The 14,661-nt window shown below is 72.5% G+C and carries 13 protein-coding genes; 6 read left to right on the top strand and 7 right to left on the bottom strand.

Annotated elements, in window-relative coordinates; genetic code table 11:
* Positions 1-2: 2 nt before the first annotated feature.
* The 5 genes from PYR72_RS18420 to PYR72_RS18400 all read right to left on the bottom strand — a co-directional run bounded on the left by PYR72_RS18420 (position 3) and on the right by PYR72_RS18400 (position 6,118).
* On the bottom strand, positions 3-1,607 hold the full coding sequence (locus PYR72_RS18420) for a substrate-binding and VWA domain-containing protein (RefSeq protein WP_275456352.1): 1,605 nt from the start codon (positions 1,605-1,607) through the stop codon (positions 3-5).
* Positions 1,604-2,794 (bottom strand): toxic anion resistance protein, encoded by a 1,191-nt coding sequence (locus PYR72_RS18415; RefSeq protein ID WP_275456351.1) that lies wholly within the window; start codon positions 2,792-2,794, stop codon positions 1,604-1,606. Before PYR72_RS18415 ends, PYR72_RS18420 begins: the two co-directional genes overlap by 4 nt.
* Positions 2,795-2,812: 18 nt before the next feature.
* Positions 2,813-3,886, bottom strand: coding sequence for a substrate-binding domain-containing protein (locus PYR72_RS18410; RefSeq protein ID WP_275456350.1), 1,074 nt, complete (start codon positions 3,884-3,886; stop codon positions 2,813-2,815).
* 468 nt (positions 3,887-4,354) lie between these two features.
* Complete coding sequence (locus tag PYR72_RS18405; RefSeq protein WP_275456349.1) at positions 4,355-4,774, bottom strand: hypothetical protein; 420 nt, start codon at positions 4,772-4,774, stop codon at positions 4,355-4,357.
* Positions 4,775-4,906: 132 nt separating this feature from the next.
* Positions 4,907-6,118: a pyridoxal phosphate-dependent aminotransferase gene (locus PYR72_RS18400; RefSeq protein WP_059084843.1), complete on the bottom strand. Its 1,212-nt coding sequence runs from the start codon at positions 6,116-6,118 to the stop codon at positions 4,907-4,909.
* Positions 6,119-6,321: 203 nt separating this feature from the next.
* Here PYR72_RS18400 and PYR72_RS18395 point away from each other — a divergent pair, with 203 nt between their 5' ends.
* Complete coding sequence (locus PYR72_RS18395) at positions 6,322-7,170, top strand: hypothetical protein (protein WP_275456348.1); 849 nt, start codon at positions 6,322-6,324, stop codon at positions 7,168-7,170.
* Between the two features lie 263 nt (positions 7,171-7,433).
* Complete coding sequence (locus PYR72_RS18390) at positions 7,434-8,342, top strand: serine protease (protein WP_275456347.1); 909 nt, start codon at positions 7,434-7,436, stop codon at positions 8,340-8,342.
* A gap of 9 nt (positions 8,343-8,351) precedes the next feature.
* On the opposite strand, the gene PYR72_RS18385 is transcribed toward PYR72_RS18390, so the two are convergent.
* Positions 8,352-9,971, bottom strand: coding sequence for a D-aminoacylase (locus tag PYR72_RS18385; protein ID WP_275456346.1), 1,620 nt, complete (start codon positions 9,969-9,971; stop codon positions 8,352-8,354).
* Between the two features lie 49 nt (positions 9,972-10,020).
* On the bottom strand, positions 10,021-11,310 hold the full coding sequence (locus tag PYR72_RS18380) for an amino acid deaminase (protein ID WP_275456345.1): 1,290 nt from the start codon (positions 11,308-11,310) through the stop codon (positions 10,021-10,023).
* Between the two features lie 125 nt (positions 11,311-11,435).
* On the opposite strand from PYR72_RS18380, the gene PYR72_RS18375 reads away from it, so the two are divergent.
* The 4 genes from PYR72_RS18375 (at position 11,436) to PYR72_RS18360 (ending at position 14,656) form a co-directional block, all read left to right on the top strand.
* Entirely contained in the window at positions 11,436-12,716 is a 1,281-nt protein-coding gene (locus PYR72_RS18375; protein WP_275456344.1) for a PfkB family carbohydrate kinase, read from the top strand.
* The gene (locus tag PYR72_RS18370; protein ID WP_275456343.1) at positions 12,713-13,474 is read left to right on the top strand and encodes an IclR family transcriptional regulator; all 762 of its coding nucleotides are present in this window, start codon (positions 12,713-12,715) and stop codon (positions 13,472-13,474) included. The genes PYR72_RS18375 and PYR72_RS18370 overlap by 4 nt, the downstream gene beginning before the upstream one ends.
* Positions 13,475-13,490: 16 nt before the next feature.
* On the top strand, positions 13,491-13,904 hold the full coding sequence (locus PYR72_RS18365) for a RidA family protein (protein WP_275456342.1): 414 nt from the start codon (positions 13,491-13,493) through the stop codon (positions 13,902-13,904).
* 122 nt (positions 13,905-14,026) lie between these two features.
* Positions 14,027-14,656 (top strand): hypothetical protein, encoded by a 630-nt coding sequence (locus PYR72_RS18360; protein ID WP_275456341.1) that lies wholly within the window; start codon positions 14,027-14,029, stop codon positions 14,654-14,656.
* Positions 14,657-14,661 lie beyond the last annotated feature (5 nt).

Genomic DNA, 14,661 nt, shown 5'->3' with positions numbered 1-14,661 from the left:
ATCTACTGGTAGCCACGGATCTCCTCGAAGGCGCCGTCCAGCGAGCCCCGTGTGGCGTCGAAGAGGCGGCCGCCGGTCACCTCGGCGATATGCTCCAGTTCGTCCCGGTCGGAGTCGCCGAAGAGGATGGGGAAGACGGGGATGTGCCGGGCGGCGGCGGGCAGCCGCCCGTAGAAGTCGTCGAAGTCGGCCGGGCTCGCCCCCTGGGTGTTCTCGCCGTCCGTCATCAGCACGATCGAGGTGAAGGTGTCCCGGTCCACGGCGCCGAGATGCTCGTACGCCCTGCGCAGCGAGGTGTAGATGGCGGTCTCACCGGCGGCGGACAGCTTCCGGGTGTCGGCGCGGATGCCGTCGAGCCCGGCCTTCGGGTTTTCGGACCGCACGACATGCGTCCGTACGCTCTTCACGTCCGATCCGAACGGCATCAGGGTGACCTCCTCCCGGTCCCGGAAGTCGCCGGTCAGCTCGGTGAGCGCGGTCTTCAGCCGGTCGAGCCGGTCGCCCTCCATCGAACCCGAGGTGTCCAGGACGTACACGGTCCGCGACGGGCGGCGCAGGTCGTTCTCGTACGCGTCGAGAAGGCCGTCGGCGACGGACCGGCTGCCGGGGAAGGGGAGTTCGCGGCGGCGGGTGGTGTCGAGACCGGCCGCGGGCGGGACGGAGGCGACGACCGGGCGGCGCAGCGTCCGCTCGGTGATGAGCCGCTGGACGTCCGGCGTGCGCAGGGCGTCCGTGAGCCGGCGGACGTCGTCGCGGACGTCCGTGCCCGTGGAGGCCAGCGACGAGAGCGGGTAGTCGGCGGTGACGACCCCGTCGCGCGGCCGGATCACCGTCAGGTCCGGCCGCGACTTCAGCACCGACTCGTAGTTGAGGAGCGCGTCGACGTCACCGCGCCGGTCGTACGCCGTCGCCAGCCAGCCCGACGACCCCGACGTCAGCTTCTGCCCCGCGAAGAACCGCTTCAGCCGGGGCGTCGCCCGCGCCACGTCCGCGTCCGTGAGGGCGGACTGGGCGCCGGAGAGTCCCGAGGCCACCGAGATCAGCGTCGAGAAACCCGAGTGGGAGCGGGACGGGTCGGTCATGCCGTACGTCAGCTTCCCGTCCGCCACCGCGTTCTCGATGTCCGACCAGGTGACGGTGTCCGGCTTCCACCCCAGCTTCCCGACGGTCTCCTTCTTCACGCCGATCGCGACGGGGCTGGACATCACCGGCGTCTGCGACACGATCTGCCGTGCCGCGTCCGGGCGGAGCCGCAGGTAGTCGTTGGAGGAGAGCCAGACGGCGTCGTACGTGTCCTTGGCCCCCCGCCGCGCGAGCAGGTCCACCGCGTCGAGCGTGCCCATGTAGGTGGGCCGGACCTTGATACCGGTGTCCTTCTCGACCCGCTCCAGCACCGGCTTCATGTCGGCGAGTTCACTGGAGGCGAGGACGCGCAGGGTGCCGGGGACGTACGGGGTGGTCTTCGCCGGGTCGGGTCCGGGCGCCGCCCGGTCCGCGCCGGTGCAGGCGGCGGTGGCCAGGAGCACGAGCGCGGCCCCCGCGGCGACGGCCGCAGTCGTCCGTGTCCGTGAGCGGGACGCCGTGCCCGCTCTCGTCGGTGTCCTCATCCGAGGCCCCCTTCCAGCGCGCCCTGGTTCCGGCTGCGCTCCAGGTACCGGCTCGCGTTCTGGAGTTCGGAGGTCAGGGACTCGACGGTCGCGGCCATGGTCTCCGTGGCCTGCGCCTTGTAGGTGTCGATGGCGTCGAGGGTGCGGTAGATCTGCTGGAAGGCCGAGCGGAGCGTCTCCGCGCCGACGGCGGGGTCGGCGGCGATGCGCTGGATCTCGCCGCTCTGGGTGGCCAGCATCTCGGCGTTGCCCCGGATCAGGTCCTCGGTGGTGCCGCGCAGGGCGTTGACCTGGTCGACGACCTTCTTCTGGTGGTCGAGGGCGGAGGCGAGCATCACGGAGATGCGCAGCGCCGACACCGTGGTCGTGGCGGCCCGGTCGACGCCCTTGATCAGCTCCTCGTTGTTGCGCCGTACGACGTCCATGGCCAGATAGCCCTGGGCGCAGACGGCCAGCTGGGTGAGCAGGTCCTGGTGCTTCTGCCGGACGGGGAAGAGGACGTCGGCGCGCAGGGTGTCGCCCGCTTGCGGGTCGGCCCCGTCGACGTGCGTCCGGATGTGGGCCTCGACGGCCGTGTCCAGGGCCTCCGTCAGCACGACGTACTCCTGGAGCTTGCCCATGGTCTCCCACAGCCGGACCCGTTCGGTCTGCAACGCGGCACTGTCGCGCCGCAGTTCGTCCTGCCCGCCGCGCAGCGAGCCCACGATCCTGTTCAACGTCCCCTGCGCGGAGGCGTACTTGGCGACGTGGTCGCGCAGCTTGTTGCCGCCCGGCAGCCGGGACAGGAACCTGCGGCCCCTGTTCGCTGGCAGTTCACGCGGGTCCAGGTCCTCCACCACGCGCCGGAGTTCGACGAGCGAGCCCGCGACCTGCGACTGCGCGTCCCCGCCCTTGCTCGGCAGACTGCGTACGGTCCGCTCCAGCATCCGGTTGGACTGCGCGGCGGCGGCGCGCATCTCGCCCGCGCCGAGCGCGGTGATCTCCCCGACCCGGCCGGCGAACTCCGGGGAGCGCGCGTCGAGGGCGGTGAGCCCGCGCACGTACTCCTCGGCCTTGCGGGCCATGTCCGTCCGTACGGACTCCTCGACCGGCACGAGTCCGCCGGCCTTCTCCCGGGGCACGGCGGCGACCGGCGCGGGAGGGGTGAGGGTGAACGTGCTGTCGTCGTTGCCGTCTTCGATGGTCATGTGTCGTCTTCCCCCGTCCTACCGGCCCCTGGCCCGGCGCGCCATCTCGTGCAGCACCTCGGAGGTGGGCACGGGCGCCTGCCGGACGGTCAGCCTCTGCATCAGATGTGTGGTGCGGCCGGCGATCGCCGCCGTGAACTCGGTGGCCGCGCCCTGCGGCCGGAAGCCGTGCCGGGCGGCCAGTTCGCGCAACGCCGGGTCGGTGCCGAGGAGTTCGCCGAGCGCGCGGCCCTCCTCGGTGACCGGCACGACGGTGTGGTCGCTGAAGACGGTGGTGTCCGGGTAGAGGACGACCAGGTCGTCGATGTCCTGGCCCGCGGCGAGCAGGGCGGCCACCTGTGACTCGTAGACGAGCACGAGCGGGCTGCCGACGCCGCTGACGAAGTCACGGAACGCCGCGTCGGTGCTGGGCTGCTGGGCGCCCTGGACCCTGATCAGCTCCCGCATCAGCGGTGCGGTCCGGTCCAGGTCCGCCTTGCTCGCGACCACGCGGCCGCCGTTGGCGACGTTGGAGGCGGCGGCGAGGTACAGCGCGCCCGAGCTGGAGGTGGTCGGGTCGGTGGTGGCGATGTAGAGCAGCCCCATCAACTCGCCGTACTTCTCGGACCCCTTGAGGTCCTGCCACGTCCGGCCCTTCTCGGCGGACTTCAGATAGGCGGCCATGTCGAGGACGCCCCGGTCCTTGTCGAGCGTGGCGAGCCCGTTTCCGCGCAGCACCTCGGCGGCGTCCCGGTGGGCGACCACGACGAGGGGGGAGTAGAAGGGGCGGGGGAGGGGCTCGCGGACCTTGTACTTCGCGGCCAGTTCGTCGGCGGGTGCCTTGCTGGACGGGAACGCGAAGTCGTACCCCTTCAGATCCAGGCCGTCCATGGCCCAGGATCCCGACGTCTCCGTCCTCACGGTGTAGCCCTTGGCGGCCAGGGCCTTCACCACCTGCGGGTCGGCGAAGAACTCCGCCTTCTCCGACCCGATCACTCCTCGCACGGTCTTCGTTGCCGTGCTCGTGTCCCCGGTGTCCCGGCCCGCCACGACGGCTGCCACCACGCCGCCGATCAGCAGGACCGCGAGGACGATTCCTGCGATTCGTCTCACATGGGGAGGGTGCTCCCGGAACCCAACGTTCCTCGGCGTACCGGGTGAACGGGGAGTGAACCGGTGGTCCCGGAACGCAACGGGCGGCTACCGCCGGGGGTGCGCCGGGGGTTCGTGCTCGGCTGCCGGCCCGGTGGGTCTTCTCGCGCAGTTCCCCGCGCCCCTCAAGTTGTCGGGTGCGGGTTCGGTGGGGGCTGGTCGCGCAGTTCCCCGCGCCCCTAAAAGCATCAGGCCCCTGCGGGCCTGAAGCGCCAGGCTCCGCAGAGGTGAAAGCGCCAGGCCCCCGCGCCCCTAAAAGCATCAGGCCCCTGCGGGCCTGAAAGCGCCAGGCCCCTGCGGGTCTGAAAGCGCCAGGCTCTGCGGGTCTGAAAAGCATGGGGCGTAGCCCCGGCTTTTCAGGGGCGCGGGGAACTGCGCGAGGAGCCCCACCGGGCCGGCGCTCGCCGACGCACCCGTACCCCCGAGCTGTCAGGCGCCCAGCGGTACCGCCGCGTGCGCGTGCGCGTCCATCCGTTCCGCCGCCAGGATCGCCGAACCCGTGTCCGCCCGCGACGCCGCGACCACCAGCGCCCGCCCCGCGAGCGCGTGGGCACGGCGGTGGAGCGCGGCCACGTCTCCCTCGCCCCCGCCAGAGACAGAGGCAGAGGCGGACCGGACCGCGGGCAGTCCGCCCCGCAGCCACGCGACCCGCGCGGCCAGCGCCTCCGCGGCCACGTCGAGGTCGGCGGAGGGCGTCAGCGCGCGGAGCTCGTCGGTGGCCGCCAGCAGCGCCGCCAGATGACCCGCGAGCTGGATGTCCAGCTCCTCCTCACGCGAACGGTGAGGGAAGTCGGAGGAGGTCGTGCCGGCCATCGTGTGGACCGACTTCGTGCGGATCGGCTCGTACATGGGATGGCCTCCAAGCTCTCGGACGCCCACTCTACCTTAGATCTCGTCTAAAGTTGAGTGAGGTCCGAAAGCTCTGGCCTTCCTCCCCGGCGCGCCGTCCCGCCCGCCGTCACGCCCGCGTCACGCCCGCCGTCACGCCTGCGCGTACCCGTCCAGGAAGTTCCCGATCCGCGTGATCGCGGCCCGCAGGTCGCCCACCGTCGGCAGGGTGACCACCCGGAAGTGGTCGGGCTCGGCCCAGTTGAACCCCGTGCCCTGGACCACCATGATCTTTTCCTGCCGCAGCAGGTCGAGGACCATCCGCCGGTCGTCTTTGATCTTGAAGACGTCCGGGTCGAGGCGCGGGAAGAGATACAGCGCCCCCTTCGGCTTCACGCACGTGACGCCCGGGATCTGCGTGAGCATCTCGTACGCGACGTCCCGCTGCTCCTTGAGCCGCCCGCCCGGCAGCACCAGGTCGTTGATCGTCTGGCGTCCGCTGAGCGCGGCGACCACCCCGTGCTGCCCCGGCATGTTCGCGCACAACCGCATGTTCGCGAGGATCGTCAGGCCCTCGATGTAGGAGTCGGCGTGCGCGCGGGGACCGGAGATCGACATCCAGCCCACCCGGTAGCCGGCCACCCGGTACGCCTTCGACATGCCGTTGAACGTGAGGGTCAGCAGGTCGGGGGCGACCGAGGCCGTCGGGGTGTGCGTGGCGTCGTCGTAGAGGATCTTGTCGTAGATCTCGTCCGAGCAGACCAGGAGGTTGTGGCGGCGCGCGATGTCCGTGAGGCCGCGCAGCATCGCCTCGTCGTACACCGCGCCCGTCGGGTTGTTCGGGTTGATGATGACGATCGCCTTGGTGCGGTCGGTGACCTTCCGCTCGACGTCCGCGAGGTCCGGCATCCAGTCGGACTGCTCGTCGCAGCGGTAGTGCACGGCCGTGCCGCCCGACAGGGAGACCGCCGCCGTCCACAGCGGGTAGTCCGGGGACGGGACGAGAACCTCGTCGCCGTCGTCGAGCAGCCCCTGCATGGCCATCACGATCAGCTCGGAGACGCCGTTGCCGATGAAGACGTGCTCGACGTCCGTCTCGATGCCGAGGGTCTGGTTGTGCATGACCACCGCGCGGCGCGCCGCGAGCAGGCCCTTCGCGTCGCCGTAGCCGTGGGCCGACGAGACGTTGCGGAGGATGTCCTCCAGGATCTCGGGCGGGCATTCGAAACCGAACGCGGCCGGATTGCCGGTGTTCAGCTTGAGGATCCGATGCCCCGCCGCCTCTAGTCGCATCGCCTCCTCGAGCACCGGGCCCCGGATCTCGTAACAGACGTTGGCAAGTTTCGTCGACTGAATCACCTGCATGCCGTGAGCTTACGGCCCGGTAATGCGATCCGGGTCGTGTTTTCCAACACGCGAGACGGTGCGTATGCCCCGTATTGCCCCTCTACTGTCCTCTCGGTCCCCCGGGAATCTAGAATCCGCCAGCAGAGTCGGCACCCCCACCCATGGCCGGCATCCGCAGGGACACGGCCGTAGGGCACGCGAGACGAAGGCGGCGCGACGAGATGAACGGGGTGGACGGCGTGGACGGCGTCGAGTACGGGCCGGAAGAGGGCGATGCCGGGGCTCGGACGACGTCGAGGGTCTACCGCCCCGTCGGCGACCCCCGTGCCGCACCCGACTACCACGCCTTCAGGGACCCGGCCGCCGCCCACGGCTGGCAGAACGCCTACGACGACACCGTCCAGCTGGACGAGGTCGTGGCGGACGGGCCGGGCCCCGGGGCGGGTCACTCGGCGACGGGCGGTACGGGGGAGCTGGGCGCGGCGTACGGCGGCGCCGAGGCAGGGTGGCCGCACGAGTCGTACGAGTCGTACGAGTCGCACGAGTCGCCCGAGTTCGGTGAGCGGGCGGCGGACGGGCGGGTCGGTTCCCCGGACGCCCGGGGCGCGGGCGGGCGCCGTGCGCGGCCCGTGGGCGGGCGGCGTGCCACGCTCGGGCGGCGTCGGGCCCGGCGGCGCGGCGCGCTGGTCGCGGGCGGTGTCGGCGCCGCGCTGCTCGTGGGCGGCGCGGCGGCGGGACTGGCCGGTCTCGGCTCCGGCGATCAGGAGGCCCCGGGCGTCCCGGCTCCCACCGTGTCCGCCCCTGTCGGAGACCGGTCCGGCGACGGGGAGGCGGATGCTCCGTCGGACGGTGGGACCAGCGGCCCGGCGGCGGCCGGCACCCCCTCTCCGGATACCTCCACCACCCCGTCCGCGACCACCGGGCCCTCCGGCTCCGCCTCCTCGGCCCCGGCCTCCGTCACCCCGTCCACCTCGCCGTCCGCCTCGCCGACCTCCTCCCGCCGGGGCAACGGGAACGGCAAGCAGGGCCGGGGCCAAGGGGTGACGAAGGGCCCCAAGCAGCCGACGTGAGCGGCCCCTCCAGGGGGTCGGTCGGGGGACCTGCCTCGCCCGGCTGACGCACCGGCACACCCCGTCCGCCGGGCACCTCGTCGCGCCCTTGGGTGCCTCCGTCGCCACCCGGCGCCCCTCGTCCTTGGCCGAAGATCGTGCGGCTGGAACCAACTCCTTGCTCGGTCATCACCCGGCCTTCACAATGCGCATGACAAACTGCGGTGGCCGAAAGATCTTCAGTCACCCACGTGGCCCACCACGTAGCAAGAGGGGACCCCCACATGAGAAAGCCTCTCGTCGCCTCGCTGTTCGCCCTGGTGATCGCCGGGTCGGGCGCGGCACCCGCGATCGCCGCACCGGCGCCCGCGGCGGCTCCCGTGACGTCGGCGGTCGGCACCGTCGTCGACACGGCGAACAAGGCCGTGGCCGGCCTCGCGGCCCCGGCCCCGGCGGCCAAGGCCGTCAACTTCGCCGGCACCGTCTCGCTCAGCAACTGTTCCGGCTCGGTCGTGCGGATGCCCGCCTCCGAGGACGACGACCCGGCGCTGGTCATGACCAACGGCCACTGCCTGGAGACCGGCTTCCCGGCCGCTGGCCAGGTCCTCGTCGACCGGGCCTCCACCCGCAGCTTCGGCCTGCTCAACTCCGCCGGCACCCGCGTCGGCACCCTGCGCGCCAACAGGATCGTGTACGGCACGATGACCGACACGGACATGGCGCTGTACCGGCTCACCACCACGTACGCGCAGATCAAGAGCACGTACGGCATCGACGCCCTCGTCTACGACACCGCCCGCCCGACCGTCGCCACCCCCATCACCGTCGTCTCGGGGTACTGGAAGCGGACCTACAGCTGCGCCGTCGACGGATACGCGTACCGCCTGAAGGAGGGCACCTGGACCTGGAAGGACTCCATCCGGTACACCTCCGCCTGCCAGACCATCGGCGGCACCTCCGGCTCCCCGGTCCTGAACAACGCCACCGGCAAGGTCGTCGGCGTCAACAACACCGGCAACGAGGACGGCGGGCGCTGCACCGACAACAACCCCTGCGAGGTCGACGCGAACGGCACCGTGACCGTCCGCCCGGGCATCAACTACGGCCAGCAGACCTGGCACGTCCCCGCCTGCTTCGGCGTGGACAACAAGCTCGACCTCACCCGCAGCGGCTGCATCCTGCCCAGGCCGTAGCGGAACCCGTCAGGCGCCCCGCCGGATCGCCCGGCCCGCCAGCACGTCCGTGCGCCGGCCGTCCTCGATGACCGGGCGGCCGTCGACCAGGACGTACGGGATGCCGGTCGGCAGCGTGCGCGGTGCCTCGTACGTCGACCCGGCGGCCACGGTCGCCGGGTCGAACAGCACCAGGTCGGCGCGGTACCCCTCGCGGACGAGTCCCCGGTCCGCGAGGCCGAGCCGCGCGGCGGGCCGTGAGGTGAGGTGGGCGACGCAACTCTCCAGGGAGAGCACGCCCAGCTCCCTCACGTACCGGCCGAGGTAGTGCGGGAACGTCCCGTACGCGCGCGGATGCGGCTTGTCGCCGCGCAGGATGCCGTCCGAACCGCCGGTGTGCGCGCGGTGGCGCATGACGGCCCGCACGTTCTCCTCGTGCCCGACGTGCTGGAGCACCGTGGAGCCGAGCCGGTCCTCGACGAGCAGCCGGCGGGCGGTCACCCACGGCTCCTCGTCCCGCGCCTCGGCCGACCGTGCGACCGTCCGGCCCACGTACGACGACAGTGCCGGGTCGGCGACGCCCGAGATCTCGACGGTGTCCCAGTCGACGGGCACGCCGTGGCAGCCGTCGGCACCGGTGACCTCCAGGTCGTACCGGACCCGTTCGGCCGTCCCGTCGTCCCTCAGCCGGGCGAGCACCGCCTCCGGGCCGCCCTCACCCGCCCAGCTCGGCAGCAGCGCCACGAGCGTCGTGCAGCCGGCGGTGTAGGGGTAGGTGTCGAGCGTGATGTCCGCGCCGGCGGCCAGCGCGTCGTCCAGGAGCGCCAGCAGCTCGGGTGCCCGCCCCTCGTTCACCCCGAAGTTCATGGTGGCGTGGGCCAGATGCAGGGCGCAGCCGGCCTCCCGGGTCAGGGCGACCATCTCCTCGTACGCCCGCAGCGCGCCCGCCCCGTAGGAGCGGTGGTGCGGGCAGTAGTAGCCGCCGTACGAGGCCACCACCCGGCACAGCTCGGTGAGTTCGGCGTCGCCGGCGTACATGCCGGGGGTGTAGGTGAGCCCCGACGACATCCCGACCGCGCCCTCCCTGAGCCCGGCCGCCACCAACTCCCGCATACGGTCCAGCTCTTCGGGTGTCGCCTCCCGGTCCTCCCAGCCCATGACGAGCATCCGGACCGTCCCCTGCGGCACGAGGTACGCGGCGTTCACGGCGATGCCCTCACCCCCGAAGCCGTGGTCGAGGCGGTCCAGGTACTCGCCGACCGAACGCCAGCTGAAGTCGACGTCCTCGCCGTAGCCGTTCCAGCCGGTGATCGCGCGGCGGACCTCTTCGAGGGTGCGGTCGTCGACCGGCGCGTACGACAGCCCGTCCTGACCCAGGACCTCCAGGGTCACCCCCTGCGCCGCCTTCGCGGTGTGCTCGGGGTCCCGCAGGAGCGCGAGGTCGCTGTGGGCGTGCATGTCGATGAAACCGGGGGACAGGACCAGGCCCTCGGCGTCGATCTCCCGCCGGGCCGTCGGCCGCTGGCACCCGGCGGCGGCCGCCTCCTTGACGATCGTGGTGATCCTGCCGCCCGCCACGACCACGTCGGCCCGGTAGGAGGGCTCGCCGGAACCGTCGACGACCTCGGCGTCACGGAAGACCAGGTCCATGTACCTCACCTCTCGGGCTGTGCCGGGACGGGCAGCGGTCGCCGCGGGCTCAGAAGAACGTGCGGACGTAGTCCACGACGGTGCCGTCCGCCTCCACCACCGGGATCAGCTGCCACTTGTCGAACGACGTGCAGGGATGCGAGAGCCCCAGCCCCACCCAGTCGCCCACCTCCAGCGCGGCCCCGTCCTCGGTGCGCAGCCACGCGTGCTGGTCGGACAGCCCCGTGACGGTGATCCCGGAGGCGTCGCGGACCGCGCCCGTGCCCGCGTCCCGCACCACCTCGGCGGAGGGCAGGTCCAGGTCGTGCGCGGCGTCCCGCTTGCCCGCGTTGGCGAACGCCTGGTCCGGGGCGGGCCGGGACACGACCTGCGCCCAGAGCCGGAACGCGGGCTCCAGGGCGCCCTCCTCGGGGACACGGTTGAAGGGGGTGAGCCGGCGGTAATGACCGGAGTCGTGCGAGACGTACGCCCCCGACCGCAGCAACTTCAGTACGGGCACCGACAGTTCGGGCAGCTCCGCGAAGACCTCGGCGACCGTGTCGAACCAGGCGCTGCCACCCGCGCTGACGATCACCTCCTCCAGGCCCGCGAACCGCCCCGCCTTGTCGAACTCGACGGCCAGCGCGGTCAGCCGGCGCAGCCACGCGCCCACCCGTCCGGGGTCGGCCCGGGGCACCTCGCCCTCGTATCCGGCGACCCCCACGAGCCGCAGCGTCCCGGTGGCGGCCACCGCGTCCGCCACGGCCGCGCACTCCGCCTCCGTACGGACCCCGGTGCGCGCGCCCTCGCCCGCGCCCAGCTCCACGACCACGTCGACCGGGCGGACCGAGGGCCCGGCGGCCCGCAGCGCCGCGTCCATCAGCTCGACACCGCGCACGGAGTCGACGTAACAGACGAACCGGAAGGCGGGGTCGGCGGCCAGCTCGCCGGCGATCCACCGCAGGGCGGCCGGGTCGACGACCTCGTTCGCCAGGAAGACCCGCTCGATCCCGAACTCCCGTGCCACCCGCACCTGATGGGGAACGGCCAGCGTGATGCCCCAGGCACCGCGCTCGATCTGCCGCCAGAACAGCCGCGGTGCCATGGACGTCTTGCCGTGCGGGGCGAAGGCGAGGCCGTGGCGGGCGGAGTAGGTCTCCATCAGTGCCAGGTTGTGCTCCAGGCGCTCGGCGGACAGCGCGAGCACGGGCGTGGTGAAACCGTCGGTGAACAGGTTGAGGCGGCGGTCCGCCAGCTCGGCCACGGTGCTGCCGTCGGCGTCCGGCGGAAGACCCTTGAAGCGGTGGTCGACGCGTTCCGCGGCCAGCCGGGCCAGCGCTTCGGCACTCTCGACGCCCATGGGGGTCCTCCCTGACGGGTGCGTTGCATCCACTGCAACGCCCATTGCACATACCGTTGACAGCTGTCTAACATCCCAGCCGACACCGGGTCAACGGTGCCGAAACCGCGACGAGGAGCCCCATCGTGACCACCGACGGACTCCGCCACCCCGACGCCGCTCCCGCCCGCGTCGACGTCGTCGCGCTCGGCGAGTCCATGGTGACCTTTCTCCCCGCCCGCCCCGGACGCCTCGCCGACGTCCCCTCCTTCGACCGGGCCATCGGCGGTGCCGAGTCCAACCTCGCGTGCGCGCTGGCGGCGGCCGGGCACACCGTCCGCTGGGTGAGCCGGGTGGGGGCCGACGGGTTCGGGGACCACCTGGTCGAGACGATCGGCGGCCACGGCGTGGACGTGACCTCCGTACGACGGGACCCCTTCCGGCCGACCGGCGTGTACTTCCGCACGGCGGAGGACCGGACCGCCGGCACGCACGAGGTCGCCTACTACCGGGCCGGTTCGGCCGCCTCGGCGATGTCGCCCGCCACCGTGGACCTCGCGGCCGTACGCGCCGGACGCGTCCTGCACCTCTCCGGCATCACCGCGGCCCTGTCCGACGACTGCCTGACCCTGCTGCGCGCCCTGACGGCCCCGCACCCCGGCCGCCCGCTGATCTCCTTCGACGTCAACCACCGCCCCACCCTGTGGCGCACCCCCGACGGCCCCCGCGTCCTCCTGGAACTGGCCCGCGCCGCCGACCTCGTCCTCGTGGGCGAGGACGAGGCCGAGGAAGCCTGGGGCGTCACGGGCGGCCCCCGGGCGATCCGCGCCCTCCTCCCGGAGCCGGCGACCCTGGTGGTGAAACAGGGAGCCCACGGAGCCACCCTCTTCGAACGCGCGCCCGCCCCCACGGACCGGCCGCGTACGGCGGCAAGGGGGCGTGCCGGGGGGTGTCCGCCCGCAGCGGCCGGCGTCCACCACCGAGCACCCCTCCCTCCGACGGCGCCCGCCGGACCGAGGACGGACACCCCCCGGCGCGTCCCCGACCCCACCCCCTCCGCGGGCGCCCCCACGCCGACGCGCACCGGACCGGCCACGCCCACCACCTCAGGGGCCGCCCCCGTCGACACGACCACCTTCGTCCCCGCCCCCACGGTCCGGATCACGGCGGCGACCGGCGCCGGAGACGCCTTCGCCGCCGGCTTCCTCTCCGCCACCCTGCGCGCCCTCCCCGCCCGCGCCCGCCTCCGCCACGGCCACCTCATGGCCGCCGCCGCCCTCACCGCCCCCGGAGACCTCGCCACCCCGCCGTCCCGCGACCACGCCGACCGGCTGGCGGCCCTGGACGACGCCACGTGGGGGAGACTGCGACTCGCCCCCGGCTGGACACAGGCCGTTCAGGGCCCCGAGGAGGTACGCACCCCATGAGCCAGACCGTCGACCGCGCGCTGAGCATCCTGCCGCTGCTCGCCGAGGGGCCCGCCGACCTCGGCCGGGTCGCCGACCGCCTCGGCGTCCACAAGTCCACGGCCCTGCGCCTCCTGCGGACCCTGCACGAACACGGCCTCGTCTACCGCCAGTCCGACCAGCGCTACCGCCTCGGCGCCCGCCTCTTCGCCCTCGCCCAGGAGGCCGTCGAGAACCTCGACATCCGCGAGATCGCCCACCCCCACCTCGTCCGCCTCAACGAGCGCTGCGGCCACACCGTCCACCTCGCGGTCCTGGAGGACAACGAGGTCATCTACATCGACAAGGTGGAGAGCCGCTACCCGGTCCGCATGTACTCCCGCATCGGCAAGCCGGTCGCCCTCACGGTCGCCGCCGTCGCCAAGCTGCTCCTCGCCGACCTCCCCGAGCCCGAGCGCCGCGCCCTCGCCGCACGGCTCGACTACCCCCTGTACACGCCCCGTTCGACTCCCGACGCCCCCGCCTTCCTCAAGGAGCTGGCACGGGTCCGCGAGCAGGGCTGGGCCACCGACCTCGGCGGCCACGAGGAGTCCATCAACTGCGTCGCCGCACCCGTCCGGGGCGTCGACGGCCGGGTCGTCGCGGCGATGTCGGTCTCCGCGCCGAACGTCGTCGTCACCGCCGACGAACTCCTCACCCTGCTCCCGCTGGTCCGCCGCGCCGCGGACGCGATCAGCGGCGAGTACTCCGGCAGAACCCCCACGTCAGACCCTGTATGACGGACAAGGATCCCCGATGACCGACAAGATCGCCCTCACCCCCGCGACCCACACCGCACCCCCCGCGAAGTTCTCCCACGGCGTGCGCAAGGGCAACATCCTCCAGGTCGCCGGCCAGGTCGGCTTCCTCCCGGCCGTCGAGGGCCGGCCGCCCACCCCCGCCGGCCCCACCCTGCGCGAACAGACCCTCCAGACCCTCGCCAACGTCAAGGCGATCCTGGAGGAGGGCGGCGCCACCTGGGACGACGTGATGATGATCCGCGTCTACCTCACCGACGTGGACCACTTCGCCGAGATGAACGCGCTCTACAACGCGTACTTCGAAGAACACCTCACCACGGCCCCGGCGGCCCGCACGACGGTGTACGTCGGCCTCCCGGCCGGCCTGCTGATCGAGATCGACGCCCTGGCGGTCCTGGACCCGTCCTGAGCCCGTTCGTACGGACGTGTCCGGATGGCCTGGCGCGGCGCGACGAGGTCCTGAAATCCAGATACGGACATATGCCCGGCCCGACTGTCCCCGGCACAGGATCGTCGACCATACTGCCCGCTGTGGAGCAGCGCATCGGTTCGAACAACCAGCCCCTGGCCGCCGCCGCGGTCGACCCGTCGCACATCCCCGGACTCACGGCACCGGTGTCCGTGACGAAGGAGAAGCAGGAGGAGCCGGAGGACATCAAGCCGACGGAGCCCGTCGAGCCGGACGAGGCTGCCCCGGAGCGGAACGAGCCGGCCGCCGCCGAGGCGTCGAAGTCCCTCGCCAAGGCACCCGCGGAAGCGGCACCGACGGCCGCGGAAGACGCGGAAGAGACGCGGGACGCAGAGGACGACACGGACGGCACGGACGAGCCGGCCGACGGCCCCGTCTTCGAGGCCGCCGACCGCCGCGCGAGGATCACCGCCGACAGCCGTGGCGTGCGGCTGCGCCTGGACGACCAGGAGTGCGACTTCGGCTGGGACGAGATCGGCGCGATCGAGACGGAGTCCCCCCGCTTCGGCAAGCGTTTCACGATCACGGTCCACACCCCGGACCGCCGCTGGTACTTCCTGGAGATCGAGGCCAAGGCCAAGTCGGAGCACGCGGTCTGGGAGAAGCAGATCGACGAGGTCCTGGACGCGTACTTCGACGACGGCGAGGGCGACCACGACGACGAGGAGAAGCCCGAGGACGACGCCCCGTAAGGGGC

Origin of the sequence: Streptomyces sp. VNUA24 (assembly GCF_029167005.1) — a bacterium.
GTDB lineage: Bacteria > Actinomycetota > Actinomycetes > Streptomycetales > Streptomycetaceae > Streptomyces > Streptomyces scabiei.
This window is presented reverse-complemented; position numbering and strand designations above follow the sequence as displayed.